This window comes from Janthinobacterium sp. SUN100 (genome assembly GCF_030397705.1).
In the GTDB taxonomy this organism is placed as follows: domain Bacteria; phylum Pseudomonadota; class Gammaproteobacteria; order Burkholderiales; family Burkholderiaceae_D; genus Janthinobacterium; species Janthinobacterium kumbetense.
Genome location: NZ_JAPUBU010000001.1, coordinates 1,712,235 through 1,738,604, shown reverse-complemented (window position 1 = coordinate 1,738,604; position 26,370 = coordinate 1,712,235). Strand labels below are relative to the sequence as shown.

General features: G+C 62.7%; 23 protein-coding genes and 1 riboswitch. Of the genes, 13 read left to right on the top strand and 10 right to left on the bottom strand.

Features of this window, described 5'->3' with window-relative positions; all coding sequences use genetic code 11:
• Window positions 1–72 precede the first annotated feature (72 nt).
• The 4 genes from O0881_RS07640 to O0881_RS07625 all read left to right on the top strand — a co-directional run bounded on the left by O0881_RS07640 (window position 73) and on the right by O0881_RS07625 (window position 7,715).
• Window positions 73–2,667: a chemotaxis protein CheB gene (locus O0881_RS07640; RefSeq protein ID WP_289910776.1), complete on the top strand. Its 2,595-nt coding sequence runs from the start codon at window positions 73–75 to the stop codon at window positions 2,665–2,667.
• Window positions 2,664–4,784, top strand: a complete 2,121-nt coding sequence (locus O0881_RS07635; protein ID WP_289910775.1) for a PAS domain S-box protein — start codon at window positions 2,664–2,666, stop codon at window positions 4,782–4,784. The genes O0881_RS07640 and O0881_RS07635 overlap by 4 nt, the downstream gene beginning before the upstream one ends.
• 87 nt (window positions 4,785–4,871) lie before the next feature.
• Window positions 4,872–7,028 (top strand): S46 family peptidase, encoded by a 2,157-nt coding sequence (locus O0881_RS07630; RefSeq protein ID WP_354669650.1) that lies wholly within the window; start codon window positions 4,872–4,874, stop codon window positions 7,026–7,028.
• Between the two features lie 153 nt (window positions 7,029–7,181).
• The gene (locus O0881_RS07625) at window positions 7,182–7,715 is read left to right on the top strand and encodes a hypothetical protein (RefSeq protein WP_289910774.1); all 534 of its coding nucleotides are present in this window, start codon (window positions 7,182–7,184) and stop codon (window positions 7,713–7,715) included.
• Window positions 7,716–7,742: 27 nt separating this feature from the next.
• Here O0881_RS07625 and O0881_RS07620 read toward each other — a convergent pair whose 3' ends face one another.
• Complete coding sequence (locus O0881_RS07620) at window positions 7,743–8,234, bottom strand: hypothetical protein (protein ID WP_289910773.1); 492 nt, start codon at window positions 8,232–8,234, stop codon at window positions 7,743–7,745.
• An 84-nt stretch (window positions 8,235–8,318) separates the two neighbouring features.
• A complete protein-coding gene (locus O0881_RS07615) occupies window positions 8,319–8,933 on the bottom strand; it encodes a class I SAM-dependent methyltransferase (RefSeq protein ID WP_289904263.1) in 615 nt (204 codons plus the stop codon).
• A 180-nt stretch (window positions 8,934–9,113) separates the two neighbouring features.
• Here O0881_RS07615 and O0881_RS07610 point away from each other — a divergent pair, with 180 nt between their 5' ends.
• Window positions 9,114–10,373, top strand: a complete 1,260-nt coding sequence (locus O0881_RS07610; RefSeq protein ID WP_289910772.1) for a hypothetical protein — start codon at window positions 9,114–9,116, stop codon at window positions 10,371–10,373.
• Window positions 10,374–10,437: 64 nt separating this feature from the next.
• Here O0881_RS07610 and O0881_RS07605 read toward each other — a convergent pair whose 3' ends face one another.
• Window positions 10,438–11,070 (bottom strand): TetR/AcrR family transcriptional regulator, encoded by a 633-nt coding sequence (locus O0881_RS07605; protein ID WP_289904265.1) that lies wholly within the window; start codon window positions 11,068–11,070, stop codon window positions 10,438–10,440.
• Window positions 11,071–11,137: 67 nt separating this feature from the next.
• On the opposite strand from O0881_RS07605, the gene O0881_RS07600 reads away from it, so the two are divergent.
• The 3 genes from O0881_RS07600 to O0881_RS07590 all read left to right on the top strand — a co-directional run bounded on the left by O0881_RS07600 (window position 11,138) and on the right by O0881_RS07590 (window position 12,902).
• Entirely contained in the window at window positions 11,138–11,656 is a 519-nt protein-coding gene (locus O0881_RS07600) for a DUF2867 domain-containing protein (RefSeq protein WP_289910771.1), read from the top strand.
• 86 nt (window positions 11,657–11,742) lie between these two features.
• On the top strand, window positions 11,743–12,354 hold the full coding sequence (gene pnuC / locus O0881_RS07595) for a nicotinamide riboside transporter PnuC (protein ID WP_099667198.1): 612 nt from the start codon (window positions 11,743–11,745) through the stop codon (window positions 12,352–12,354).
• On the top strand, window positions 12,354–12,902 hold the full coding sequence (locus O0881_RS07590) for an ATP-binding protein (RefSeq protein ID WP_289911472.1): 549 nt from the start codon (window positions 12,354–12,356) through the stop codon (window positions 12,900–12,902). Before pnuC ends, O0881_RS07590 begins: the two co-directional genes overlap by 1 nt.
• Here O0881_RS07590 and O0881_RS07585 read toward each other — a convergent pair.
• Together O0881_RS07585 and O0881_RS07580 are read right to left on the bottom strand one after the other, a co-directional pair.
• Complete coding sequence (locus O0881_RS07585) at window positions 12,899–15,034, bottom strand: TonB-dependent siderophore receptor (protein ID WP_289910770.1); 2,136 nt, start codon at window positions 15,032–15,034, stop codon at window positions 12,899–12,901. The genes O0881_RS07590 and O0881_RS07585 overlap by 4 nt on opposite strands.
• Before the next feature lie 86 nt (window positions 15,035–15,120).
• A riboswitch (TPP riboswitch) is annotated at window positions 15,121–15,218 on the bottom strand.
• Between the two features lie 79 nt (window positions 15,219–15,297).
• Window positions 15,298–16,455 (bottom strand): iron-containing alcohol dehydrogenase, encoded by a 1,158-nt coding sequence (locus O0881_RS07580; RefSeq protein ID WP_099667201.1) that lies wholly within the window; start codon window positions 16,453–16,455, stop codon window positions 15,298–15,300.
• Window positions 16,456–16,597: 142 nt separating this feature from the next.
• On the opposite strand from O0881_RS07580, the gene O0881_RS07575 reads away from it, so the two are divergent.
• Window positions 16,598–16,903: a hypothetical protein gene (locus O0881_RS07575; RefSeq protein WP_034750230.1), complete on the top strand. Its 306-nt coding sequence runs from the start codon at window positions 16,598–16,600 to the stop codon at window positions 16,901–16,903.
• 125 nt (window positions 16,904–17,028) lie between these two features.
• Window positions 17,029–17,508 carry an Imm26 family immunity protein gene (locus tag O0881_RS07570; protein WP_099667202.1) on the top strand — a complete coding sequence of 160 codons (480 nt, stop codon included), beginning with the start codon at window positions 17,029–17,031 and terminating at the stop codon, window positions 17,506–17,508.
• Window positions 17,509–17,546: 38 nt separating this feature from the next.
• Here the strand turns inward: O0881_RS07570 and O0881_RS07565 are convergent, their stop codons facing one another.
• Complete coding sequence (locus tag O0881_RS07565) at window positions 17,547–18,905, bottom strand: sensor histidine kinase (protein ID WP_077406916.1); 1,359 nt, start codon at window positions 18,903–18,905, stop codon at window positions 17,547–17,549.
• Window positions 18,906–18,918: 13 nt separating this feature from the next.
• On the bottom strand, window positions 18,919–19,620 hold the full coding sequence (ompR, locus tag O0881_RS07560) for a two-component system response regulator OmpR (RefSeq protein WP_223278807.1): 702 nt from the start codon (window positions 19,618–19,620) through the stop codon (window positions 18,919–18,921).
• A 327-nt stretch (window positions 19,621–19,947) separates the two neighbouring features.
• On the opposite strand from ompR, the gene O0881_RS07555 reads away from it, so the two are divergent.
• Both O0881_RS07555 and O0881_RS07550 read left to right on the top strand, forming a co-directional pair.
• Window positions 19,948–20,274, top strand: coding sequence for a hypothetical protein (locus O0881_RS07555; protein WP_289910769.1), 327 nt, complete (start codon window positions 19,948–19,950; stop codon window positions 20,272–20,274).
• Window positions 20,275–20,433: 159 nt separating this feature from the next.
• Window positions 20,434–22,293: a flagellar assembly protein A gene (locus O0881_RS07550; RefSeq protein ID WP_289910768.1), complete on the top strand. Its 1,860-nt coding sequence runs from the start codon at window positions 20,434–20,436 to the stop codon at window positions 22,291–22,293.
• Here the strand turns inward: O0881_RS07550 and arfB are convergent, their stop codons facing one another.
• Window positions 22,294–22,692: an alternative ribosome rescue aminoacyl-tRNA hydrolase ArfB gene (gene arfB, locus O0881_RS07545; RefSeq protein ID WP_034779396.1), complete on the bottom strand. Its 399-nt coding sequence runs from the start codon at window positions 22,690–22,692 to the stop codon at window positions 22,294–22,296.
• A gap of 196 nt (window positions 22,693–22,888) precedes the next feature.
• Between arfB and O0881_RS07540 the strand changes: the two genes are divergently transcribed.
• Complete coding sequence (locus O0881_RS07540; RefSeq protein WP_077406904.1) at window positions 22,889–23,371, top strand: chemotaxis protein CheW; 483 nt, start codon at window positions 22,889–22,891, stop codon at window positions 23,369–23,371.
• A gap of 39 nt (window positions 23,372–23,410) precedes the next feature.
• On the opposite strand, the gene O0881_RS07535 is transcribed toward O0881_RS07540, so the two are convergent.
• Both O0881_RS07535 and prmB read right to left on the bottom strand, forming a co-directional pair.
• The gene (locus tag O0881_RS07535) at window positions 23,411–25,408 is read right to left on the bottom strand and encodes an ATP-binding cassette domain-containing protein (RefSeq protein WP_289897235.1); all 1,998 of its coding nucleotides are present in this window, start codon (window positions 25,406–25,408) and stop codon (window positions 23,411–23,413) included.
• Between the two features lie 48 nt (window positions 25,409–25,456).
• On the bottom strand, window positions 25,457–26,347 hold the full coding sequence (prmB, locus tag O0881_RS07530; RefSeq protein WP_289910767.1) for a 50S ribosomal protein L3 N(5)-glutamine methyltransferase: 891 nt from the start codon (window positions 26,345–26,347) through the stop codon (window positions 25,457–25,459).
• Between the last annotated feature and the right edge of the window lie 23 nt (window positions 26,348–26,370).

Below are 26,370 nucleotides of genomic sequence, written 5' to 3'. Positions count from 1 at the left end.
TCTTGAGTGCTAGAATGCAAGATTATCAATTCCCAGCCTGACGCTTTGGCCGTGGCTGCACTCTTGCAGAAGATGACACGCAGTAAACACAGCAATGCTTCCGTCCCTGAAGTGGCCACCATCGTTTTCCCCGTGGTGGCCATCGGCGCATCCGCAGGCGGACTCGATCCCATCGTTGCCTTCCTGGCGAACGTGCCGCAGGAGAGCGGGATTGCCTATGTGGTGATCCAGCATCTTGATCCCACGCAAAAGGCCATGCTGCCGGAACTGCTGCAGCGCGCCACCAGCATCCCCGTCACGGAAATCACGCACCAGGCGGAGTTGCGGCCCAACCATATCTATGTGATACCGTCGAATGCCGACCTGGGCTTGTCCAAGGGACGTTTCGTCCTCAGCGAACCGGTGCAGCTGCGCGGGCACCGCTTGCCCATCAATATCTTTTTCGAGAGCCTCGCAAGCGAGCTGGGCGAACTGGCCGTGGGCGTGATTTTTTCCGGCATGGGCAGCGACGGCACGCGCGGCTTGCAGGCGATCAAGCAGGCAGGGGGGCTGACCCTGGCCCAGCATCCGGACACGGCCAAGTTCGACATGATGCCGCAAAGCGCGATTGCCGCGGAAGTGGTGGACCTGGTCGACTTTCCCGACAAGATGCCGGACAAGATCATCACCTATCTGTTCCGCAGCAGCTTCCTCAGCCTGCCGGGCCATGAACCGAACGGGCGCAATTCCTTGCAGGAAATTGTCGCCTTGCTGTCCGAACACACGGGCAACAGTTTTACGGATTACAAGATCAACACGGTGCTGCGGCGCATCGAGCGGCGCATGAGCTTGTATCAAATGACGTCGATGGAAGAATACGTGCCGTATCTGCGTGCCAATCCGGGCGAAATCGACTTGCTGTTCAAGGAATTGCTGATCGGCGTGACGAGTTTCTTCCGCGACCCGAAAGTGTGGGAATACCTGAAGATGGTCGCCTTGCCGCAATTGCTGGCGGCCCACCCGGAAGGACGCGCGTTCAAGGCCTGGGTGCCCGCCTGTTCCACGGGCGAGGAAGCGTATTCGCTGGCCATGGTATTCCATGAAGTGGTGGCCAGCATCAATCCGCCGTCGAAGTACAGCCTGCAGATCTTTGCCACCGACCTGTCGGCCGACGCCATCGACCGCGCGCGCCAGGGACGCTTTCCGCACAGCATCAGCAGCGACGTGTCGGCCGAACGGCTGGAGCGTTTCTTCTTGCGCGACAAGAACGATTATCACGTGAAAAAAGAGATACGCAACACGATCATCTTTGCCCAGCAAAACATCATTTCCGACCCGCCGTTCACCAAGCTCGACATCCTGTGCTGCCGCAATTTGTTGATTTATCTCAATGCCAAGCTGCAGCAGCGTTTGATACCCCTGTTTCATTACGCCTTGAACCGCGACGGAATTTTGCTGCTGGGCAGCGCCGACACGCCCGGCCATTTTTCCGACCTGTTTTCACCGCTGACCACGTCGACCCGGCTGTACCGCCGCCTCGACAACCTGGCGCGTCAGCGCCTGCCCACGTATTTTCCTACCAAGGTATCGTTGGCATCCCCCCCTACACCTAGCGACACGAGAGAAGTCAGCATGACTGGAAAGATTCAATCCCATGTCGAGCAATTATTGCTCCAGAAATATTCACCGGCTGCCGCGCTGCTGAATCAGGATGGCGACATCCTGTACATCAACGGGCGCACGGGCGCCTTCCTCGAACCGGCAGCCGGCAAGGCCAACTGGAATATCCATGCGATGGCGCGCGAAGGCTTGCGCTACGAGCTGGCTGGCCTCATCAAGGAAGCCTTGCAGAGCGAGAGGGTGGTGCGCCTGAAAGGGCTGGTGGTCAAGGATCACCTGGGACAGTCGCTGGGCGTCGACCTGAGCGCGGAAGCGCTGAGCCAGCCTGAATCCCTGCGCGGCATGGTGTTCGTGACGTTTGCCAGCGCGCCGCTGGTGGCCGAGGCGCGCCGCGGCCGCTCGCCGAACCCCAAGGTGCTGGAACTGGAACAGCAACTGGCGCAGGCGCGCAATGAAATCCAGGCCGTGCGCGACGAGATGCAGACGTCGCGCGAGGAACTCAAATCGGCCAACGAGGAACTGCAGTCGACCAATGAAGAGCTGCAATCGACGAACGAAGAGCTGACCACGTCGAAGGAAGAGATGCAGTCGCTCAACGAAGAGTTGTACACGGTCAATGCCGAGCTGCAATCGAAGGTCGATGATTTGTCGCTGGTCAATAGCGACATGAAGAATCTGCTCAATAGTACCGATATCGCCACCATTTTCCTCGACAGCGACCTGCGCATCCGCCGCTTCACGGCGCCGGCCACGCAAATCTATAAGCTGATCCAGACGGACTTGCGCCGCCCGCTCAGCGACATCGTCAACGACCTCGATTATCCGGGTCTGGAAGACGATGCGCTGGAAGTGATCCGCAGCCTGGTGTTTTGCGAGCGGCAAGTGGAAACCAAGACGGGGCGCTGGTACAACGTGCGCATCATGCCGTACCGCACGATCGAAAATGTGATCGATGGCGTGGTGGTGACCTTCATCAACATTACAGAGTCGAAACTGCTGGAAGCCCAGCTGCGCCAGATCCAGTCCGGCGCCGTGGCCGGCGGCAGTAGCGGCGAGCACGCGTCATGAGCGAACCATTCGACGGCAGCGCGCCGGCCCGCCTGAGAGAGCAGGCGGAGCAATTGGCCGCGGAGCAGCGCCAGCCCGCGCCGCAGTCGAATGAAGACGTGATGCGTCAGCTGCATGAGTTGCAGGTCAGCCAGATCGAGCTGGAAATGCAGAGCGCGGCCCTGGCCGAGCTGGAACAGCTGAAAAACGAATTTGAAAGCAGCCGCGACCGTTATGCGCAGCTGTATGAACAGGCGCCCGTCAGTTACTTTTCGCTGGCGCGCGAAGGCGTGATCACGCGTGTCAACGTGGCAGCTTGCGGCTTGTTGCAACGCGACAAGAACCGGCTGCTGGGACGGCGTTTCGAGCAATTCGTCGCGCCCCAGGCGCAGGGCGGTTTCCGGCGCTTCCTCGACGCCGTCTTCACCGGCGGCGCGCGCCAGGTGCTCGAAGCGCCGCTGTTCGAAGGCGAAGCGGGCGGCATGTGCGGCATGGTGCGCATCGAAGCCAATTACGATGCGGACAGCGCCACGGCGCGCATGCTGGTGACGGACCTGGGCGACGAGCACGCGCGCGAATCGGCCTTGCGGCGCGCCTTCGTGATACTCGACAGCATACGCGAAGGCGTGCTGGTGACGGACAGCGCCAACCGCATCATTTCCGTCAACCCCGCGTTCACCACCATCACCGGCTACCAGGCGGAGGAAGCCATCGGCCGCGATCCGTCCTTCCTCGGCGGCGGCACGCATCTGCCGCACTTTTATGAAGCCATGTGGCGCAGCCTGCACCAGGATGGCAGCTGGTATGGCGAACTGGTGAACCGGCGCAAGAATGGCGAGCGCTTCGTCGAATCGCTGTCGATCACGCCGATGCGCAGCCCGGATGGCGCGATCAGCCATTTTGTCGGCGTGTTTTCCGATATCACCGAGCGCAAGCTGGCCGAGGCGGACTTGCGCGAACTGCACCGCGAGCTGGACCAGCGGGTGGTCGACCGCACGGCTGAATTGCTGCGGGCCAACCAGCACCTGCAGCTGGAAGTACACCAGCGCGAGCGGGCGCAGGAAGCCTTGCGCGATGCCGAGCGCTTCTTTCACGCCACCATCGATTCCCTGACGGACCGGGTGCTTGTGCTGGACCGGTCGGGCCGCGTCGTGCATGCCAACCAGGCTTGCCTGGCCTTCGTCGGGCAAACGCCGCAGCCGCTGCACTACCTGGAATTTTGCGACACGGACCCGCGCTGGCAGCGCAGCGCCGGGCGCGAGCTGGCCGCGGGCATCCGCTCCGTCATCGCCGGCAACGCGGACACGTTTGCGCTCGAGTATGAGTTTGCCACGCGCTCGGGTCCCCGCTGGTCGCAGGCCAGGATCAGCCGCTTCCTCGGCGAAGGGCCGCTGCGCGTGGTGGTGGCGCACACGGACATCACCGAACGCAAGTTGATGGATGGCGCCCTGCGCCAGTCGCATGCGCAGCTGCGCCAGCTGGCGCTGCACCTGGAAACGGCCAAGGAAGACGAGCGCAAGCGCATTTCGCGCGATATCCACGATGAACTGGGGCAAAACCTGCTGGCGCTGCGCATCGATATTTCCATGCTCAGCGCGCGCACGGAAGGCTCCCATCCGCGCCTGCACCACCGGGTCGGCGCCGTGCTCAGCAACGTCGACACCACCATCAAGAGCGTGCGCGGCATCATGAACGAGCTGCGCCCGATGGCGCTGGACCTGGGCTTGCAAGCCGCCATCGAGTGGCAGGTGGGCGACTTCCGCAAGCGCAGCGGCGTCGCTTGCCAGCTGCTGATACGCGACGAGGCATTGTTTTCCGCCATCGGCAGCCAGGTCGAGATTGTGCTGTTCCGCATCGTGCAGGAAGCGCTCAGCAACGTCATGCGCCATGCCCAGGCCAGCCAGGTCGAGATCGAGCTCAGTTCGGATGCCTGCGCCGTGTACGTGGCCATCAGCGACAACGGCATCGGCATCACGCCGCAGCAGCAGCGCAAGAAGCAGTGCTTTGGCCTGATCGGCATTGCCGAGCGGGTGACGGCGCTGGGCGGGCAGTTCGAGGTCGGTGTGCCGGCCTCGGGCGCCGGTTGCCGGCTGGCCCTGCAGATCCCCTTGCAGGGGACGGGACGGCCGGCCGCCTGATACAGAAATTGCAATGGGATAATTTTTGCCGACTCAGGCCGCCTGGACAGGCTATACTTTCGCCTGCTTTTTATGGAGGAGCAAATCTTGTTCAAGACAATCGTATTACCAGTCGCCTTGCTGGGCGCGTTCGCCGGCGCACACGCCGACGAAGGGCAGTGGCAACCACACCAATTGCCGCAGCTGAAAGCCGAACTGAAACGGGTCGGCATCGACATTCCTGCAGAAAAACTGGCCGACCTGAGCAAGCACCCGATGAGCGCCATCGTGTCGCTGGGCGGTTGCTCGGCCGCCTTCGTTTCCGACGCCGGCCTGGTGGTGACGAACCACCATTGCGCGTATGGCGCCGTGCAGCGCAATTCCACGCCGGAACACAATTACATCACCGACGGCTTCCTGGCCAAGACGCGCGCCGCAGAGCTGCCGGGCGGTCCGAACAGCCTCGTGTATGTGACGGACAAGGTGGAAAACGTCAGCGACCGCGTGCTGAAAGGCTTGACGGCCGACATGAGCGGCCGCGCGCGCCACGAAGCCGTGGAAAAGCGCATCAAGGACCTGATCGCCGAATGCGAAACGGACAAGATGTACCGCTGCTCCGTGCCCGCCTTCCACCGCGGCCTCGAGTACTACCGCATCCGCCAGATGATGATACGCGACGTGCGCCTCGTGTACGCGCCATCGGACAAGATCGGCAACTTCGGCGGCGATACCGACAACTACGAGTGGCCGCGCCACACGGGCGATTACTCGTTCCTGCGCGCCTACGTGGGCAAGGATGGCCGTCCGGCCGACCCGTCGCCCGACAACGTGCCGTACCAATCGAAGGATTTCCTGGTGGTCTCGGCCGAAGGCTTGAAAGCCGGTGACGGCATCTTGCTGGCGGGCTACCCCGGCCGCACCAGCCGCTACAAGCTGCCGGCGGAAATCCGTTTCGCGCGCGATACGGCCTTCCCCCTGAAAGTATCCGAACTGCAAGCGGACCTGGCCGTGATGGCCGACTCGACGAAGGGCGACGCGGCCGCTGCCGTGCGCTATGCGAGCGTGGTGAAAAGCATCAACAACGTGCTGAAGAAAACCCAGGGCTTGCTCGACGGTTTCGCCCGCAAGGACATCGCCGCCATCAAGGACGTGCAGGATGCCGAGTTCCGCGCCTGGTACGCGAAACAGCCGAACGTGTCGCCGACCCTGCTGGCCGAACTGGACGCGGCGATCGCCAGCGACATGGCCTTGAGCGAAGAAGAGTTCGCCTGGAGCGTGGCCACCAACAGCGACTTGCTGAAAAGCGCGCGCACCATCTACCGCCTGTCGCTGGAGCGCCAGAAAGCGGACGCCGAGCGCGAATCGGGCTTCCAGCAGCGCGACCTGGCCTTCATCAAGGCCCGCCTGGCCCGCCTGGAACAGTCGTATGTCAACAAGGTCGACCAGGCGCGTTTTGAAGCCGGTCTGAAGCGCTACGCGCAACTGGCGGCGAAGAGCCATCCGCAAGGCCTGGACGCGCTGCTGCCGGCGCCAGGCGCCGTGGCGGCCCTGTACCAGCAGACGCAACTGGCTGACACGGCCAAGCGCCTGGCCTGGCTGGAAAAGGACCAGGCCGCTGTTGCCCAGTCCGACGACGCCTTCATGGCGCTGGCCATCAAGCTGCAGCCCGTCGAAGCGGCGCTGGAAGAGCGCCGCAAGGAGATCGACGGCAACCTGGAACGCGTGATTCCGCAATACATGCAAGCCGTGATTGCCTGGAAGAAATCGCAAGGCAAGCCGGTCTATCCTGACGCCAACTCGACCCTGCGCGTGACGTACGGCACGGTATCGCCGTACTCGCCGCGCGACGGCATCACCAAGGGGCCGTTCACGACCGTGGAAGGCATCGTCGAGAAAGTCACGGGCAAGGCTCCGTTCGAAGCGCCGCAAGGCTTGATTGACGCCGTCAAGCAAAAACGCTACGGCCAGTTCCGCGACCCGGCACTGGGCACGGTGCCCGTCAACTTCCTCACCAGCGCGGACACCACGGGCGGCAATTCCGGCTCGGCCGTGATGAACAAGCGTGGCGAATTGATCGGCCTGAACTTCGATTCGACGTATGAATCGATCACCAAGGACTGGTACTTCGACACGGCCATCACGCGCGCCATCCACCTCGACATCCGCTACATGCTGTGGGTGATGAAGGAAGTGGACCACGCGGATAACTTGCTGCAGGAAATGACGATCAAGTATCCGAAGGCAGTGAAAGCTGCCAAGAAATAAGCTTCAGCTTGCGCTAGCGCAAAGCCGCATCCGCCGCAGGGCCGATGCGGCTTTTTTGCGGCCGCACCGTACACGCGGCCGGCGCCTGCCGCATCGGTTGCGCCACGTATAATTCCGATCACTTTCCACTCTTATTTTTTCGACAGGCCCGCCATGCCCCCGACTCCCGCTTTACCACTTGATTGGCAGACATTTGAAACTGCCTACGACGTCGAAGAAACCTGCTTCAAGCTGGCCAGCGCGTCGCTGGCCTTGCTGGGCGCGTCCCCATTCAAGGACCAGGCATTTTTCGCCTTTGCCTTCAACGCCGTATCGTTCCCCTCCCTTTCGCTGAGCCTTGACACTGATCCCGCCAACCGGGAGCGCGATTACTATCCTCCGGACTGGTCGAACGAGTGCATCGAAGTCGACGTGCCGGAAATCGGCCAGCTGTGGGAGGAGGGCTATGCAAGGATCGAAGGCGCGCTGCTCGAGCTGATCGACGCTGCCGATGACGAACTGCTCGATGCCATCGAGGAGGGCTATCTGCACAGCCTGAGGAAAACCATGGTGCGGCTTGAAACGAGCCATGCGTTCGAGCAGATCAAGACCTGCCCGCGATTCTGGACCGTCGTCACGCAAATCGACGCGGATACGGAGGAAGAGGAGCGGCTGCTCGACCAGGTGCGCCAGGGCCTGCCGGCGTGAGCCTCCGCCGCCATTGCAGGCCGCGCGTTATAGCAGGGCTTGCCAGCGCCTGACTTCCGCGTCCGTCAGCATCGGCCCCCAGCCGCCACGCAGCGCCGCATCGTGCTGCACATAGTGCGCAAGCGGCGGCGCCGCCACGCCATGCCTGGCACAGATATCAAGCACGGCTTCCAGCTGGCGCCGGCTTGCCGCAAGGTCATCGCCATGCCAGGTACAGGCGCTCGTTTCCAGCACATGCCCGACAAGTTGCTCCAGCGCACCGAGCAGGTGCCCGGGCAGCGCCATGCGCAGGTCGTCCGGCCAGGGATCGCCCATGCCCGTCACTGCCAGGCCAGCAAAGCCGCGCTCCCAGGCGGCAAAATCCCCAGGCGCGAGCTGCGCCACCTTCCACGCGTGGCCGGCGAACGCGGACAGCGCCGGGTGGTGCAGGGCATGCTGCCGGCAAAAGCGTTGCAGGCACGTGATTGCCAGGCATTGCCTGGCAATCACGGAGAGCGTGTCTATCGATATGTCATGCATACATGAAGGGTGTTTCAAAATAATGGCCAGCCTCGGCTGAATGCGGCCGTGTCAACGTCCTGGCGCACGCTGGTTCAGCTTGAATCATTTCTCAAAGACAAGCCAGGACCAGCTTACCCCCGCCTGGCGATTCTGCGGCTGCACGGATGGCGCCTGCGTATGCAACATCACCTTGAGCTGATGTTGCATCGCGAGGTCTGCCGTTTCACTGGCAGGGACATCAAAGATGCGCCGCCCTTCAGGGGCCGGGCCATGTCGCAGGGACATGACGAGCATTGCGCCGGGCTTGAGCAAGGTGCTGATATTGCCCATTGCCGCCATCCTTTCTTCCGCTGCCAGATGCATCCAGACGGCCGCGACGACAATCAGGTCATACCTGCTCTGGCGCGCGCCGATCGCCGACAGCGCGGGCAGGCTATCGTCCACCCATTCGAGGTTGGCCACGGCCTGCGCTTTCATGCCCGCTTCGCGGAAGGCGGCAACGGGCTCAACGGCTGTCACCGTGTGCCCCAGGCTTGCCAGCCACGCCGCGTCGCCGCCAGTCCCGGCGCCGATATCGAGCACAGCGCCTGATCGCGTCGGCAAGAGATGACTGACGGGCCGATATTTATCCGGGAAATTGACGCTTGCGTAGCGGGCAATGAGCTGCCCGGCATTTTCCGCATAGCCCTCGGTGCCAGGGATGGTAGATGGATGCATGGGAGCGTGCATTTTCAGGCGGGACGACAGCCGTGGCGCAAAGTCGCACGTGGATGGGCGATTGACGACGCCATGTCTATTTAATTAAATTTCCTATTGTTTATTTATTAATAATGGGTGAATATTGCGTATATGATTGCGTATATAAGTTCAATTAAAGTATCCATGGAGAGTCATCTCATGACACAGTCCAGCAAGGTTTTTTCAGCCGTTGCGTTGAGATCATTGATACCTTCGTTCGCCTATCGCAGCAAATCCATACAGCAGGATAATGGCCTATTCCATGAGCCGAATGATTTTGTCATCCAGGTCGACGATGATGGACGATTCTGGGACAAGGAGGGGGCCGAGCGCGCACTTGACGTTATTCGGTATTCAGCGAAGAGCAAGAATACCATTGTAGTAGTTTTCGTCCATGGCTGGCATCACAATGCCGATCCCGATGATACCAATGCATTTGATTTTTCTCGTTCGCTTGCCAAGACCAGGGCCGTCCTGAATGATGCACCGCTTGGCGTCGCTGGACCCTATACGCGTTCGCGGATGAATCTGACCAGCAGCGGGGACGTGAATGTCATCGGCGTGTATGTCGGCTGGCGCGGTCGCTCGCTACCGATGCCGCTCAGTTTCTGCACTTTCTGGGGCCGTAAACGGGCGGCAGAACGGGTGGGGCAAGGCGACTTGAATCACTTTCTGCTCGCGCTCAATGGCCTTTATCGCGACCGCGGCGAAGCCCGGCGCGAGTCGGAAAACACGCCTTTCATGGGGTTGCTTGCGTTTGGGCACAGCTTTGGTGGACAGGTCGTCTTCAAAGCTGTCGCTGAAACAATCGAAAAAGAACTGGCGGCTGACAAGGCCGGGCCGTTGCAAGGTTTTGGCGATTTGACCGTGCTGGTCAATCCGGCACTTGAAGCGGCACAGTATGAAAATATCCACCAGATGGCATCGCGCCGCAGCTATGACAAAGCGCAGGCGCCAGTCATGTTGGTGATTTCATCCCAGGGCGATTGGGCTCGCAAGTGGGCGTTTCCCATCGGCCGCGCACTCGGCTCGACCATCAATGGCAAGCCTGACGATGACAGGTGGCCGTTGTGGGGCAAGGCGCTTGGCGAATATGGCCCGCAGCGAACCCACGTAATGAGCGTGAAGTTGGACGAGCCAGTTGTCGAGCAAAATTTCGATCCGGCCGAATATGAGCATAGTCCATGCAAGGTCGCGCAGCGCGACCTGTCTGCCGAAAAGAAATATGGAAATGTTGATTTCCGGCCGATAGAACCACACCGTCCCTACAATCCCTTCATTGTTGCCTACACGGATAACAATCTGGTGATTGGACATAGCGGTATTTTTGAAAATTCGCTGCGTAGCTTCATCAATGACTTTGTTGCCCTGACTCAAGGTAAGAGGATGATTGTAGGAGGGAAAACGCTGCAGTGTTAGCGTCGGCCTTTTGCCTGCGGCGTCGATGACAGCGACGCAGCTTGAAGAGGCGGGCCTTGAAATATTATTCTTGTCCGATTTTATTCTTTGCCTGCATGAATGCCTCCACGGGCAACTGAAAAAAGCGCGGCACCATGGCCGGCGACAGCTCGTCGCCGCCGTCCGCCATGGCCAGGCGGCCACTCAGCAGCAGCATCACGTAGCCGTGGCCCAGCGACCAGCCGGCGCTGGCGGCGGCCTTGTCCCAGCGCGCATCGAGGCCCGCTTCGCGCACGGCCGCGCCGGCCGTCTGCAGCACGTACTGGAAGCACGCCTGCGCCGCGTCCTGCAAGGCGGGGAACTGGCGCACGTCCTGGTGTTCGAACATCAGCCGGTAGTGGGCCGGCGCGGCCAGGGCGAATTCGATGTATTGCTGGCCCAGCAACTGAAAACGCTGTTCGGAAGGCAGGCTGCCCTGCGGCGGCAGTTCGGCTTCCCATTTGGCGATCAGGCTGGCGAAGCCGGCCGCCGCCACGTCGGCCAGCAAGGCTTCCTTGCTGGGGAAGTGGCGGTACACGGCGGCGATCGACACGCCCACCGTGCGCGCCAGTTCGCGCAGGGAAAGGGCGGCGTCGTGCTGCTGCGCCAGTTGCGCGATGGTGGCGGCGACCAGGGTGTCGCGCAGGTTGCCATGGTGATAATTGCTGTTCGTGCTCATGTTATGTTATCGCTGTTCACATTGTCGTGTATGATGGCCATGTTATCACTGAACACATGGAGAGCACATGCAAGAGATGAACAATGCGGTACGCGCCGTGGCCTTGCCGCCGGGCGCCAGCATCGCCCCCTTGTACCCGGGCAGCCACCTGGCCGACGCGTATGCCGTCGAGCTGCCGACTGCGCAGGCGCGCCAGATGGACATGGAAAGCCTGGCGCGCGTGCTGCTGGGCAGTCAGCCCGGCTGGGCGCGCAAGCTGATGGTGGTGCGCGACGCCATCGTGGCGCGCTTCGGCATCCGGACGGCCAGGCAGATGGAAGCCAGGCCTGGCAAGCGCATCGGCATCTTCCGCATCTTTGCCGTCAGCGACGATGAAATCATCGTGGGCGAGGATGACAGCCACCTGGACTTCCGTTTGTCGGTGCTGCGCAACCGCGATGCGGGGCGGCATGGCAGCGTGACCATGTCCAGCGTCGTGCATTGCCATAATCGGGTGGGGCGCGCCTACATCCTGGTGATCCGGCCTTTCCACAAGCTGATCGTGCAGCGTTCGCTGGCGCGCGCCGTCAAGGGCGGCTTTGCCTGAGCGGGGAAGGCGGCTGGCGGTGCGGGCAATCTTGCTTATTCATGGCTGGTATTGCATACTGCACCACCAGCCTCATCACGATTCCCATGAACGATACGCTTCTCCTGCTGGGTTTTGCCACCACGCCGCTTGAACTGATTTCCTTTGTCCTGGCATTGACAACCGTTGCGCTGAACATCCGCCAGAATCACTGGGCGTGGCTGTTCGCCATCATTTCCTCGGCCGCCTACGGTTTCGTGTTTTTCGAATCGCGCCTGTATGGCGACATGGCCTTGCAACTGCTGTTCATCAGCGTCTCGTTCTGGGGCTGGTACCAGTGGCTGCATCCGGCCAGCGGCGGCAAGACCCTGCCCGTGACGCGCCTCGACGGCCGCGGCTGGCTGGCATGCGCCGTCGGCTGGCTGGTGGGCTTCCTGCTCATCGCCTGGCTGCTGACGACGACGGACACGGACGTGCCCCATGCGGATGGTTTCCTCACGGCCGGCAGCCTGGTGGGACAATTCCTGCTGTCGCGCAAGAAACTGGAAAACTGGATCGCCTGGATCATCGTCGACGTGCTGTACGTGTGGCTGTATGTGCACAAGGGCCTGACTCTGACGGCCGTGCTGTACGCGTTCTTCGTCGTGATGGCCGTCATCGGCTTGCTGGCGTGGAGAAAGTCGGCCCCGGCCGCGCCGAGCGCGATGGTTCTCAAGTGATGGAGCGTTGCGTGCGCGTGGCCATCCTGGGCGCGGAATCGTCGGGCAAGTCGACCCTGGCGGCGGCCCTGGCCGAGCGCCATGGCACGGTGTGGGTGCCCGAGTACTTACGCGAGTTTGTGGAAACGCAAGGCAGGGTGCCCGTTGCGGAGGATCAGTATGGTATTGCGCGTACGCAAGTCGAACGCGAAGCGGCCGCTGCCGCCCAAGCCCGCCACTTCCTGTTTTGCGACACGACGCCCTTGATGACGGTGGTGTACAGCCGCCATTATTTTCACGGCGCCGATGCGCAACTGGCGGCGCTGGCCGATGCCACGCAGTACGATCTGACCCTGGTCACGGCGCCCGACAGCCCCTGGGTGGCCGATGGCTTGCAGCGCGAGTCCGAAGCCGTGCGCCAATTGATCTATCGCTACCTGCTCGATGAGCTGGACGCGCGCGGCATCGTCTACCACGTGCTGCGCGACAGCCTGGAGGCGCGCCTGGAACAGGCGGCGCCTTTGCTGCAGCAGGCGCTCGCTGCGGCGCCTGCCATTTCCCTCAATTAAAAGTCAAACTGCGCCGAGACTTTGAAAGTCCGGCTGGCGCCCGGATACAGATAGCCATCCGATTCCGGCGTCACGTCGCGCCAGTAGAACTTGTCGGCCACGTTGTTGACGGCGGCGCGCAGCACGGCGCGCGTGCCGGCGATGCGCGTGGCGTACGCGGCGCCCAGGTTGAACACGTTGTACGACGGCACGAAGGTCGTGTTGCTGTACTCAAACGCTTTCTTGCCCGCATATTCCCAGCTGCCATTCACGCTCAAGCCCGCCACCTGTTGCACGGCGTAATCCGCATGCACGGCCGCCTTGAAGGCCGGCACGTTGGGCACGCGCTTGCCGTCGAGGTCGGCATTGCCCGTGCCTGACTGCTGGCTGTTCAGGGCCGTCACGGACGCGCCCAGGCTCAGGCTGGACGATGCCTTGCCCTGGGCCGACAATTCCAGCCCCCGGTGCTGGGCCTGGCCATTGCGGACGAAATAATTCTCGGCGTTCACATATTCGAGACCTTTGCGAATCTGGAACAGGCTGGCCGCCAGCATGAGGTCCGGCGTCACATCCATCTTCACGCCCAGTTCGACCTGCTTCGAGCGGCTGGGCGTCAGCTCCACATTGGCGTTTTTCTCATAGATGCTGGCTGTGCCGCCATGTTCCATGCCCTGCGAGTAGGCCGCATACACGGAGAGATTGTCGAGCGGGGTGTAGACGAGCGCCACGTTGGGCAGCAGGAAGTCGTGCTTGGCGCGGATTTCCGTGTCGGCCTTCAGTACGTACTGGTAGCCATCGACATTGATGTGGCGCAAGCCGCCATGCAGCTTCCAGTTCGGCGCCAGGCTGACGATGTCCTGCACGAAGACGGCGTTTTCCTTATCGTCGCGCACCAGGCGCACGGGGCCAGTCGAAGCCGGCGATGGTGCAACGATGACAGGGCGGTAGATATTGCTGATGCCCACTTCCTTATACACGTACAGGCCGGCGCGGTCCTTGCGGCGGAAGGTCGATACGCCGGCCGTGAATTCATGGCGCAGGGAACCGGTGGCGAACTTGCCCTGGATCATGGCTTGCGCGCTCAGCGGTTTTTTCGTCTCGCCCAGGCTGCGGAAGTCCCACACGGAGAAGTCGCCATTGCTGCAGAATACAGGCATCCAGCCTTCCGGGCTGCAGCCATACGGATAGGCCGTGTAGTCGTCGCGCTTGAACGAGTGCTGGTTGGCCGACAGGGTGGCATGCCAGTCGTCATTGAACGCGTACTGGAAGCGCAGGCCGAGATTGCTGGTGACGGTTTCCACGGGGTGCGTCCACGGTTGCTTGTTGAGCATGGCGTCGGCGCTGACGTTGGCGGGCAGGCTGCCATTGCTCAGCAACTGGAAGCCGGGCGCCGTCACTTGTGCCTTGTCCTGGTAGTCGGCATCGATTTGCAGCAGGGCTTGCGGGGAAATCTGCCAGTCGAAGGCGCCGGAAATGAACTTGCGGTTGCCGTCCGCGCCCTTGATGTAGGAGCGCAGGCGCTCTGCCGCCACGTTGATCCGGTAGCCGAAGCGCGTGTCTTCCAGGCGGCCGCCCAGGTCGACGGCGCCATACAGCGTGCCGCGCTCGCGCGTTTCCACGGTGACCGTGCGCAGCGGGGCGGCGGTGGGGCGCTTGACGATGAAGTCGATCACGCCGCCCGGCGCGGCCACGCCTGCCTGCAAGCCGGCCAGGCCCTTCAGCACTTCGATGCGTTCCTTGTTTTCCAGCGGGATTTGCGTGTCGCCAGGAATGGCCACGCCATCCTTGCGGTAGCTGGAATTGTTGTCGAGCTTGAAGCCGCGGATGGAAAACTGTTCCGCATAGCCGACGGCGTTGTAGGCGTCGTTGATGCTGGTGTCGAGCTTGACGGCATCGCTGAGATTGCGGATCTGCAAGTCCTGCATGTCTTTTTGCGAAATGACGGTGACGGATGCCGGCGTCTGCAACAGCGGCGCGTCACTGAAGCCGCCCACGGAGGCGCGCTTGGCGGCCGGCGCCTTGCTGGCCGTGACGACGACTTCGGCCATGCTTTGCGCCTGCGGGTCGGCTGCGTCGGAAGCCAGGGCGGGCGCGGCAAACGCGTGCAGGATGGCCAGGGTCAGAACAGAAACGGATAAATTCGGTGTGGACATAGATTGCTCGTGGTTCAAGCCGGCTCTGGGAAAGAGCACGGCAGGCTGCTTGTTCGGCTGGCGCCAACGCAGGAGCTATCAAAGGAGGGAGGTACTTTGCGCTTTCCTTCGCTGGCATTATCCAGATCAGGTACGAAGGGTATCTCTCACCCGGATGACTGCTCCAGGACCCCTAGCGAAATGACAGCTTAGCATGAACCACGGCCAGCTGTCCCACCCGGCTGACCGTTTTACAACAGTGTGGCTGGAATTTGTAAACTGAGCTACAGACTGAGCTCGAGCACCTTGCGGCTGACGGCGGGCGTCACTTCGCGCTGTTCGCCCAGGGCCGTCATGCCGTGCGCTTCCAGGGCGGACACGACGGCGTCCACGCTGGCGTGATTCAGGCCGTAGTCGGCCAGGCGCGTCTTGACGCCCATGTGGCGGAAGAAGAATTCCGTGCGCGCGATGGCGGCCTCGATGCGGCCGTCCTCGTCGCCGCCGTCCAGGCCCCACACGCGGGCCGCGTATTGCAGCAGCTTGGCGCGCTTGGCTTGTTTGCGCACGCGCAACATGCTGGGCAGGATGATGGCCAGGGTTTGCGCATGGTCGAGCTCGTACAAGGCCGTCAATTCGTGGCCGATGGCGTGCGTGGACCAGTCCTGCGGCACGCCCACGCCGATCAGGCCGTTCAAGGCCAGGGTGGCGCTCCACATCACGTTGGCGCGCACGTCGTAGTCGTCCGGGTGCGACAGGGCTTTCGGGCCTTCTTCGATCAGGGTCAATAAAATGCCTTCGGCGAAGCGGTCTTGCACGGACGCGTTCACAGGGTAGGTCAAATACTGTTCCATCACATGCGCGAACGCATCGACGACGCCATTGCCCACCTGGCGCAGCGGCAAGGTGAACGTCTTCGACGGGTCCAGCACGGAGAATTTAGGATAGACCTTGCGGCTCATGAACGAGCGCTTTTCCTGCGTGGCCTTGCGCGTGATCACGGCCGAGCCATTCATTTCGGAGCCCGTGGCCGGCAAGGTCAACACGGTGCCGAAGGGCAGGGCGGCTTCGACGATCTTGCCGCCTTTGGCCAGGATGTCCCACGCCACGCCTTCGTGCAGGGCGGCCGCGGCGATGAACTTGGTGCCATCGACCACGGAACCGCCGCCGACGGCCAGCAGGAAATCGATGCGCTCGCTTTTCACCATGGCCACGGCCTGCATCAGGGTTTCATAGCTGGGATTGGGTTCGATGCCGGCAAATTCCAGCACCGTATGGCCGGCCAGCGCCGCCTTGACTTCATCGTAGACGCCGTTCTGCTTGATGCTGCCGCCGCCATACGTCATGAGCACTCTGGCCTGGGGCGGGATCAGCGCCGTGATGGCGGCGATCTGGCCCTGGCCGAAAAGGATTTGCGTCGGATTGTAAAAGTCGAAATTGAACATGGGGCTCCTGCCGCTGAGGTTTAGGCTGTTGCTGAGCCATGATTATGGCCGAATGGGTGGAAACGTGCCGTGGACGCTTGAGCTTTTCGTCCGCGCGGTGGAGAATGCAGCCGATGTCACCACCACGCGAAAAGGAATGCGCATGACCACCGTCCCACTGGAAGAATCCGGCCTGCCGGCCACCGCGCTCGACATGCACCGCGCCATCGGCGCCACCATCGCCGCACTGCAGGCGCTGGACTTGAACAGCCAACGCTTCGAGGCGTGCACGGACCCGGAACTGCGCCGCGTGCTCGCGCATGCGGGCGACACCAGCCGCAAGGAAGCGGCCATGCTGCTCGAATGGATGCGCCGCCGCGACGCGCGCCTGGACACGGCCATGAAGGAAGCGCTGTTCAAGGCGGGGCCGATTGTTGCCCAGTATCACTATGACGAGAAAATATTGTAACTATTGGTTTGTTGCTGTGGCGTACCATGCGCCACTTTCGCATCGCTTCGCGTAGACTGTGCCCCTAATTAAATTTAACGTCGGATAGCAGCGGCTGTCCGGTGTATTTCAGGGGGCTTCAAGAAATGAGATCATTACCATACCGAGAAGGCAGCTGGTTTGCCGTGCCCTTGCCGGGCGGCGGCTATGCCGTCGGCGTGGTGGCGCGCAGGGCGCCTGCCGGGCGCATCATGCTGGCGTATATGTTCGGGCCGAAGCGCGACAGCTTGCCCACGCTGGAAGAGCTGGAAGGCTTGCGCCCGGAACAGGCCGTGCGCCGCCTGCGCACGGGCGACATGGCCCTGCTCAACGAGCGCTGGCCCCTGCTGGGCGACAGCCGCCACTGGGAGCGCGACGCCTGGCCTATGCCGGCCTTTATCCGCCGCAATGAATCCTTGCAGCGCGCCTGGCGCGCCAGCTATGCGGATGCCGACCCTGCCAAGCTGAACCGCGAGGAATCGATTCCCTTCGATACGCCGGGCATGGAAAGCGATTCCCTGTACGGCTATGGGGCGACGGAATTGTTGATGAATAAATTGCTGGCGCAGGAACAGGCATCCGCCTGAGCGGCAGGGAACGGCACAACTGTACCGTTCCCGTTCGTTTATGCCGCTGGCAAGCTGATCTGAAACGCGAGGCCGCCGCCTTCGCGGTTGCGCACTTGCAATTCGGCGCCATGGCGCAGCAGCACGCGGTCGACGATGGCCAGGCCCAGCCCGGCGCCATTTGCCTGCCCGCGCGCCGTGTCGAGGCGGGTGAACGGCTTCATCAGCTGTTCGATCTTTTCCGCCGGCACGCCCGTGCCGTGGTCCTGCACCTCGATGATCACCTTTTTCGCGCCGTGGCTGGTGCGCACCTGGCAGGCGATGTCGATTTCCGTCACGTCGCTGTCCGGCGTCTTGCCATAGCGGCGCGCATTCTCGATCAGGTTGTTCAGCACGCGGCGCAGGTCCGTGGGATTGCCCATCGCATGCGCGCCGTCGGCGATGCTGGCGTTGATCTTCACGTCCGGCAGGCGCATCGCTTCGCGCGTCATGTCGTTGAGCAAACCACTGAGGTCGACGTCGGTAAAGCTCGACGCCTCCGTCGGCCTGGCATAGTCGAGGAACTGGCCGATGATGGCGTCCATTTGCCCGATATCGGACTGGATGCCTTCGCGCGCCTCGTCCGACAGGTTCGCCATTTCCACTTCCAGCTGCATGCGCGCCAGCGGCGTGCGCAAGTCGTGTGAAATGCCGGCCAGGATCACGGCGCGGTCCGATTCCACCTGTTTCAGGTCGTCGACCATCTGATTGAAGCTGCGGTTCGCCTCGATGATTTCGATCGGCCCCTTTTCCGGCAGCGGCGCCGGCTGCTTGCCCTTGGCGATGTCGCGCGCGGCCGCCGTCAAGCGCGATAGCGGCAGATTGATCAGGCTGGAAATGATGGCCGCGCCCAGCAGGGACAGCAGGGACACGAGGCTGGCCCAGCCCAGCCACTGGAAGCCCGTCAGGCCGCGCAGGCGCTCGCGGTCCAGCATCAGCCAGTACTCGTCGTCGTCGATCTTGAAGCTGACCCAGAAGCCGGCCACGCCGTTGACGCGCGCGGAAAAGCGCGTGTCCTTGCCCAGCTTGGCCTTCACCAGCGCCTCGATGTCGGGCATCAGGTAATTGTCGGGCGGCGGCTCGATGCGGTCGTCCTCTTCCAGCGAGAAGATGCGGATGCCTTCATTGCTGACGAGGTCGAACAGCAGCTCGCGCCGCAGTTCGGGCGCCGAGTGCGTCAAGGCCGCATGCGTGATGGTGACGACGGAAATGATCTGGGCGGAAATCTGCTGCGCCTGCGGCTCGCGCTGGATGAAGGAAATCATGCTGAACCACGCGATCATGCTGACCGTGGTCAAGGTGCCGAGCAGCAAAAAGGTGCGCCAGAACAAGCCGCTTTTCAGCCGCGCCAGGCTGATATCGGGAAAAAGCTTCATCATGCCTCGCCAGCGATCAGCGCGGCTGTCCGTCCGGGATGAAGACGTAGCCGAGGCCCCACACGGTCTGGATGAACAGCGGGCTCGACGGATCAGGCTCGATCAGTTTGCGCAGGCGCGAGATTTGCACGTCCAGGCTGCGGTCGAACACTTCGTATTCGCGGCCGCGCGCCAGTTCCATCAGTTTCTCGCGCGACAGGGGCTGGCGCGCATGGCGGGCAAACACTTTCAGCACGGAAAACTCGCCCGTGGTCAGGGGCACCGTTTCGCCATTCTTTTTCAGGGTACGCGTACCCAGGTCCAGCACGAAGTCGCCGAATTCGAAGGTTTGCGGCGTTTCCGACGGCGCGCCCGGGATTTCATCGGGACCCTTGCGGCGCAGCACGGCGCCGATGCGGGCCACCAGCTCGCGCGGATTGAACGGTTTCGGCAGGTAATCGTCGGCACCCATTTCCAGGCCCACGATGCGGTCCACGTCTTCGCCCTTGGCCGTCAGCATGATGATCGGCGTTTGGTCGCCCGCGCCGCGCAGGCGGCGGCAGATCGACAGGCCGTCTTCGCCCGGCAGCATCAGGTCGAGCACCAGCAGGTCGTAGCGTTCGCGCAGCCACAGCTTGTTCATGGCCGTCGCGCTCTCTGCCGTGAAGACATTGAAACCCTGTTCGGTCAGGTAGCGGCGCAGCAGGTCGCGCAGGCGCACATCGTCATCGACCACCATGATTTTTGCCTGGTGGCCGTGGATCGATTGCGTTGGTGTGTTGCTGCCGGAAGTGGAGGTTGTGGTCATTTAGGGTGTCGTGTTATCTTATATTAGTTGCTATAGTAACGCCTCGCGCGGCGTCGGCAAGGGGCTGTGGCGACCCATTACAAAGTGTTACAAACTTTACCCAATTACTCTTACTGCACCGTGTAAAGCATCATACACTGGGGCCACAGTGGAAATCAGCTTTAAGTTTATACGGCATCGCGGAAGAGGAACTCAATGAATATCTTTACTAAAAAAATTCACGCCGCTCCCAGCGCAGCTATTGCCGCACGTACAACTGTGCTGTCCGCATTTGCCGTTTGCTCCGTGTTTGCCGCCAGCCTGGCGTCAGCGCAAAACCAGCCGCCGCCACGCCGTGACGACCAGCAGCAAATGCAGGCCCAGCGGTATGAACAGGTACAGCGCACCAGCAGCAATGATACGCGACTGCGCGAACAGCGTGACGCACGCAGTTTCGACACGCGCGCGGAGGAGCAGCGCCGCGCCAACGAAGGCGCCGACGCCTCGCGCCGCACGGGCCGCATGACGCCCGACGAACGGCGCGACCTGCGCCGCCAGATCAACGAAGTGGGCCAGGATATCTATTCCAACCCGCCGCGCCGCTAGGCAGCCATCCCCCCTCCGACAGGGCCATCTCGCAAGACATGGCCCTGTTTGCATCTGGCCGCCCGCATTGTCGCTGAGTCAGGCACACGGCCCCGCCCCGTGATATTGTTCTAGTGCACGGAGGCAATTCTTTGAAATGGCTGCTGGGGGAGGCAAGGCGTGAGCGACGACGACACACCCGTTCCGGATGCGGTCCCCGCAGGCGGCTTGCCGCACGGCCTGGTCCAGCGCGACGAGGGCGTGTTCCTGGACCTGTCGCTGGCGCCGGCGCAGCTGCGCGCCGCCGTCGACCAGCTGTTCCAGTCGGGGCAGTTGCTGGCGGGCCTAGATTACGGTTTGTTCCTGCTGACCCTGTTCCATGCGCCCGCACCCCGCGCCGCGCCCAAGGGTGACGCCTTGCTGCGCATCGCCGTGCGCGTGGCGCCATTCCCGCCCCAGCGCCGCGCGCTGTATAAACAGGTCAAGATCCGGGGCGACAGCGCCGAGTTTTATTTTGAAACCTTGCCTGCCGACGCGGATGGCCAGGCGCCGGCGCGCCGCGAGTTTGACGAGCTGGTGGCTGACTTGTGGTGCAAGGGCGTGCACTACGGCATCGATAGCGTGGCCGTGCGCGCCATGCTCGCCAGCGGCAAGGCCGAGCGCATCACGGTGGCGCGGGTGCTGCCGCCGCAGCCGGGGCGCGACGCCCAGCTGGTCGAAGTGTCGCAAGGCATCCACCGCGACGACGCGCCGCGCGAACGTTCCGATGGCCGCCTGGATTTGCTCAGCTTCAAGAACCGCTTCCCGCAAGTGAAAAAGCACGCGCGCCTGCTGCGCCTGCTGCCCGGCACGCCCGGTTTGCCAGGCTATGACCTGGCCGGCAAGCCACTGCCGCCGCCCGCGCCGCTGGAGCTGGACCTGGCCACGGTGGCGGGGCCAGGCACGTCGGTCGAGTATTTCAGCGATGGCGCTTTCATCGTCGCCACCATGGATGGCTATGTGAATGTTGATGAACACGGCAAGATGTCGATCGAAAACAAGATCGTCAGCCGCGAAGGCGTCAGCAGCCGCACCACGGGCAATCTGAAGCTGCGCGCCGCCTACGAGGAGTATGGCGAAGTGCAGGAGCAGCGCCAGCTCGACGGCAGCGACATCACCATCCATGGCGACGTGTATGGCCATCTGCACTCGCATGGCGGGTTGATATGGCTCAAGCGCAACCTGGTGGGCGGCACGGCCTTCAACGAGCACGGCGACGTGCGCGTCGAGGGCGTCGCTTCCGGTTCCGTGCTGCAGGCGCTGAGCGGCGAAGTGCATGTGAAGCGGGCCGAAAGCTGCGTCATCGCCGGCACGCGCGTGGTGATCGACAGCGCCAGCAATTGCGAGATCATCGCCGACGAGGTCGTCATCGAACTGGCCGAAGGCTGCGCCGTGGCGGCGCGCACCATCCGCATCGGCAGCGCCGGTCCCCGCAGGCAGGTGGAAATGCTGCTGTTCCCCCTCGTGCCCGACTTGAGCGCGCTGGAGCAAAAGATCGGGGAAAGCCTGGCGAAGGCGGCGCAATTCCTGCAGGTGCAGCACAAGCGCCAGCAGGAAATCGATGCCATCGCGCAATTGCCCGAGGTGCGCAACTACCTGACCCTGGCGGGCCAGCTGCGGCGCGGCGAATTGCAGCTGCAGCCAACGCAGCAGGTGCAGTACGACAAGCTGGCCGCGCGCATCGCTCCCGTGCTGAAGGAGGTGGCGCGGCTGCGCGTGGAAGTCAAACAGTCGGAAATCCTGCACGCGCAGATGCTGGTGCTGGTGGAACAATTGCGCCAGGAGCGGCAGGCGACGGCGGGCCAGTCGCGCTGCACCCTGGGCCTCGTCGATGGCGAGACGACGGTGCGCGCCCTCGTCGTGCCGCCCGGACCGGCCAAGGTCTATGACCGGCCGCCGAAGGAAATCAAGGCCCTGCTGCGCAGCGCCACGCCGGCCACGCAGCCTGTGTTCGCGGACAGCACGGGCAGCCTGGACTGGACTTACCAGCCACTGCCCTGATTAGTCGATAACTTTGCCGCGAGATTGCTTGAGGACGCTGTGCGTGCTCTTGCTGTCGAGGCGGCGCCGCTGCGAGCTGCGCGTGGGCTTGGTGGCGCGGCGCACGGCGGGCAGGAAAGTCACGCTGTCGATGATTTCCTGCAAGCGCCGCAACGCCTCTTCCTTGTTCTGCTCCTGGCTGCGCGACTGCTGCGCCTTGAGCACCAGTACGCCATCCTTGCTGATGCGGCTGTCGCGCAGGGCCAGCAGCCGTTCCTTGTACGCTTCCGGCAGCGACGAGGCGGCGATGGGGAAGCGCAAATGGATGGCGCTGGACACCTTGTTGACGTTCTGCCCGCCCGGGCCCTGGGCGCGGATGGCGGAAAATTCAACTTCAGCGGGGTTGACGAGGTGTTGCATGGCCTGCCTGTTGGGGGGGAATGTCGGTATTGTAAGGGAAGATGGCTGCGCCGGCGCAAGGCGGGGCGCCGAGGTCAGGCTGGCCTTCCGGGAAAGTTGAGTTTTCTCAACGCCGCCTGCGGCGATGCTGGTTAGCATGGGGCCAACGTTGCGCCACTGCGCATCCTGGCAGCGCTTACCGGATGAAAGGAACACCATGCAGCCCACGACCACGCCTGGCGCCGCAACCGCGCAATACCTGACGCAGTACTTGAGCTTCCGGCTGGGCGGCCTGGAATACGGCCTCGATTACCGTTGCGTGCGGGAATTGCGCCCCCTGAAGGAACTCGACCGTTTTTCCTCGGAAGGGGAAGTGCTGCACAGCGTGGCCGTCTCGCGCGGCGTGATCATTCCCATCGTCGACATGCGCGCCGCGTTCGGCAGCGCCCACGGCGCACCCGACCCGGCCACCGACGTGATCATCCTGCAGCTGAGCAATGGCGTGATGGGCATGGTGGTCGATGGCGTCACCGATATCGTCAGCCTGGCCCCCGCCGACATCGCCGCCGTGCCCGGCCTGGGCGAGACGGAAGCCGATTACCTGCTGGGCCTGGGCACGGTGGCGGGTCGCCGATTGATCCTCGTCGACATCGACCGCCTGATGGCGATCCGTAGCCCCAGCCCCATGCAGGCGGCATAAAAAAAGACGACCCGGGAGTCGTCTTTTGTCGCTATTGCATTAACCGAGCTTTTCGAGTTGATCTTGCAAGTCCAGCCATTCCGCTTCCAACTGCGCCAGGTCCTTGGTGAAGAAGGTCTGGTCGGCCAGCAATTGCTTCAGCTTGGCCTTGTTGGCCGCATCGTAGATGGTCGGCTCGCCCAGCTTGGCGTCGGTTTCCGCCTTTTGCGCATTGCGCTTGGCGATCTGCTCTTCCTGGCGCTTGATCTTGTTTTCGATCGGCTTGCGCAGGGCGGCCGTTTTCTGGCGCTCTTCCGCTTCCTTGCGCTTGTCGCGCACGGGCGCGGCAGGGGCGGCAGCTACCGGCGAAGGTACGGAAGACGTCACGGGGAAGTCCGTCTTGTTGGCCTTGCCGGCGGCCGGCAGCACATCCGTGCCTTTGCCCAGCTTGGTCTTGAACAGCCAATCCTTGTAGTCGTCCAGGTCGCCGTCGAACGGTTGCAGCTTGCCGTCGGCAACGATGATGAATTCGTCGGTGGTGGCGCGCAGCAAGTGGCGATCATGGGAAACGACGACCAGGGTGCCTTCGAACTGGGCCAGCGCTTCCGTCAGCGCTTCGCGCGTTTCCAGATCCAGATGGTTGGTCGGTTCATCGAGCAGCAGCAGGTTAGGACGCTGCCAGACGATCAGGGCCAGCGCCAGACGGGCTTTTTCGCCGCCCGAGAACGGTGCGATCGACGCGGTGACCATGTTGCCGGGGAAGTTGAAGCCGCCGAGGAAGTTGCGCAGTTCCTGCTCGCGCACGGTCGGGGCGATCTTCGCCAGATGCCACAGCGGCGATTCGTCGTGGCGCAGCATTTCCACCTGGTGCTGGGCGAAGTAGCCGATGTTCAAGCCCTTGCCCATGGTGGCGTCGCCCGTCAGCGGCATCAGTTCGCCGGCGATGGTCTTGATCAGGGTCGATTTGCCGGCGCCGTTCTGGCCCAGCAAGCCGATGCGCTGGCCGATCTGCAGCGAAAACTTGATGCCGTTGACGATGGTTTTATGCGTGATTTCGCCCGTCGCCTCGTTTTCGATCTTGTAGCCCGCATCGACGTCTTCCATCACCAGCAGCGGGTTCGGAGCCGACAGCGGCTCGCGGAATTCGAACGAGAATTCGGCGGCGGCGCGCAGTGGCGCCAGTTCTTCCATCTTCGCCAGCGCCTTCATGCGGCTTTGCGCCTGGCGGGCCTTGGACGCTTGCGCCTTGAAGCGGTTCACGAACGATTCCAGGTGGGCGCGCTTGCGCTGCTGCTTTTCCAGCGCGCCGGCGGCCAGGATCATCTGCGCCGCGCGTTGGCGCTCGAAGCTCGAATAGTTTCCCGAGTAGCGCTTCAGCTTGCGCTCGTCGATATGCACGACCACGTTGACGACTTCATCGAGGAAGTCGCGGTCATGGGAAATGATCAGCAAGGTGCCGGCGTAGCGCTTGAGCCAGTCTTCCAGCCAGATGATGGCGTCCAGATCCAAGTGGTTGGTCGGTTCATCGAGCAGCAGCAGGTCGGACGGGCACATCAGCGCTTGCGCCAGGTTCAGACGCATGCGCCAGCCGCCGGAGAAACTGGCCACCGGTTGCTGCATCTGGTCCAGGGTGAAGCCCAGGCCCAGCAGCAATTGCTCGCCGCGCGATTGCACGGTGTAGGCGTCGGCATCGGCCATGGCGCTGTAGATTTCGCCGATGGCGATACCGTTTTCCGACGTGGCAGGCTCCGACTCCAGGCGCGCCAGTTCCGCTTCCAGTTTGCGCAGGGTGACGTCGCCGTCAATCGCATAGTCGAGCGCGGCACGGTCCAGCGGCGGCGTTTCCTGCGCCACGTAAGCCACGCGCCATTTGGCCGGGAAATCGATCTCGCCCTGGTCAGGGTGCAATTCGCCACGCATCATGGCGAACAGGCTCGATTTGCCCGCGCCATTGGCGCCGATCAGGCCGATCTTGTCGCCCGGATTGAGGGTGACATCGACTTGTTCGAGCAACGGTTTGATGCCGCGCATCAGGCTTACTTGTAGGAAACGTATCATTTTTTTCTTTGTGTTGTAAATTAAGGCGCTGCGCGCTGACGCCAGCGCTTATACCAGCTTGAGCTGCTCGGCCGTCAGCAGGAAGACCATGTCGTCGCCGGCGCTCGTCGTCAGCCAGGTCAGGCCCAGTTCGCCGAAGGCTGCTTCCGCGTATGCGCGTTCGTTGCCGATTTCAATCATCAGGATGCCGTCATCCGTCAGGCGCTCGGCCGCGCCGGCGATGATCTTGCGCACCAGGTCCATGCCGTCGCTGCCGCCGTCGAGGGCGATTTGCGGTTCGGCCAGGTATTCCTGGGGCAGGGCGCCCATCGACGCGGAATTCACGTACGGCGGGTTGCTGATGATCAAATCATATTTCTTGGCCGGCACGTTCGTGTACAGGTCCGATTCGATCAGGGTGACGCGGTCTTGCAGCTTGTACGTGTCGACGTTGCGCTTGGCCACGGCCAGCGCATCGGCGGAAATGTCCACGGCGTCGACCTGGGCGTTCGGGAAGGCGTCGGCCATCATGATCGATAGGCAGCCCGAACCGGTGCACAGTTCCAGGATGTTTTCCACGGCTTCCGGTTCCGCCACCCACGGCGAGAAGTATTCAGGGATCAGCTCGGCGATGAAGGAGCGGGGCACGATCACGCGTTCGTCGACGTAGAAGTTGTACGTGCCCAGCCAGCCTTCCTTGGTGATGTAGGCGGCCGGCACGCGGTCGATGCTGCGGCGGTCGATGACGCTCATCACGCTGGCCACTTCCGACGGCAGCAGCTTGGCGTCGAGGAACGGTTCGAGCTTGTCGAGCGGCAACTTCAACGTGTGCAGGATCAGATAGGCCGCTTCGTCGAACGCTTCGGCGCTGCCGTGGCCGAAAAACAGCTTGGCGGTATTAAAACGGGTAACGGCGTAGCGCAGCAGGTCGCGTGGCGTGGAAAACGGGTTCGGGGTCATGGCATTCTCGAAAAGACGGTGTT

Coding starts and splice junctions, on each gene's coding strand:
- O0881_RS07620 (WP_289910773.1), bottom strand. CDS start 8,234: ATGCATGACATATCGATAGACACGCTCTCCGTGATTGCCAGGCAATGC.
- arfB (WP_034779396.1), bottom strand. CDS start 22,692: ATGCAACACCTCGTCAACCCCGCTGAAGTTGAATTTTCCGCCATCCGC.
- O0881_RS07590 (WP_289911472.1), top strand. CDS start 12,354: ATGGAGCGTTGCGTGCGCGTGGCCATCCTGGGCGCGGAATCGTCGGGC.
- O0881_RS07635 (WP_289910775.1), top strand. CDS start 2,664: ATGAGCGAACCATTCGACGGCAGCGCGCCGGCCCGCCTGAGAGAGCAG.
- pnuC (WP_099667198.1), top strand. CDS start 11,743: ATGAACGATACGCTTCTCCTGCTGGGTTTTGCCACCACGCCGCTTGAA.
- ompR (WP_223278807.1), bottom strand. CDS start 19,620: ATGGTGGTCGATGACGATGTGCGCCTGCGCGACCTGCTGCGCCGCTAC.
- O0881_RS07640 (WP_289910776.1), top strand. CDS start 73: ATGACACGCAGTAAACACAGCAATGCTTCCGTCCCTGAAGTGGCCACC.
- prmB (WP_289910767.1), bottom strand. CDS start 26,347: ATGACCCCGAACCCGTTTTCCACGCCACGCGACCTGCTGCGCTACGCC.
- O0881_RS07580 (WP_099667201.1), bottom strand. CDS start 16,455: ATGTTCAATTTCGACTTTTACAATCCGACGCAAATCCTTTTCGGCCAG.
- O0881_RS07565 (WP_077406916.1), bottom strand. CDS start 18,905: ATGATGAAGCTTTTTCCCGATATCAGCCTGGCGCGGCTGAAAAGCGGC.
- O0881_RS07540 (WP_077406904.1), top strand. CDS start 22,889: ATGCAGCCCACGACCACGCCTGGCGCCGCAACCGCGCAATACCTGACG.
- O0881_RS07600 (WP_289910771.1), top strand. CDS start 11,138: ATGCAAGAGATGAACAATGCGGTACGCGCCGTGGCCTTGCCGCCGGGC.
- O0881_RS07615 (WP_289904263.1), bottom strand. CDS start 8,933: ATGCATCCATCTACCATCCCTGGCACCGAGGGCTATGCGGAAAATGCC.
- O0881_RS07610 (WP_289910772.1), top strand. CDS start 9,114: ATGACACAGTCCAGCAAGGTTTTTTCAGCCGTTGCGTTGAGATCATTG.
- O0881_RS07585 (WP_289910770.1), bottom strand. CDS start 15,034: ATGTCCACACCGAATTTATCCGTTTCTGTTCTGACCCTGGCCATCCTG.
- O0881_RS07570 (WP_099667202.1), top strand. CDS start 17,029: ATGAGATCATTACCATACCGAGAAGGCAGCTGGTTTGCCGTGCCCTTG.
- O0881_RS07535 (WP_289897235.1), bottom strand. CDS start 25,408: ATGATACGTTTCCTACAAGTAAGCCTGATGCGCGGCATCAAACCGTTG.
- O0881_RS07605 (WP_289904265.1), bottom strand. CDS start 11,070: ATGAGCACGAACAGCAATTATCACCATGGCAACCTGCGCGACACCCTG.
- O0881_RS07625 (WP_289910774.1), top strand. CDS start 7,182: ATGCCCCCGACTCCCGCTTTACCACTTGATTGGCAGACATTTGAAACT.
- O0881_RS07575 (WP_034750230.1), top strand. CDS start 16,598: ATGACCACCGTCCCACTGGAAGAATCCGGCCTGCCGGCCACCGCGCTC.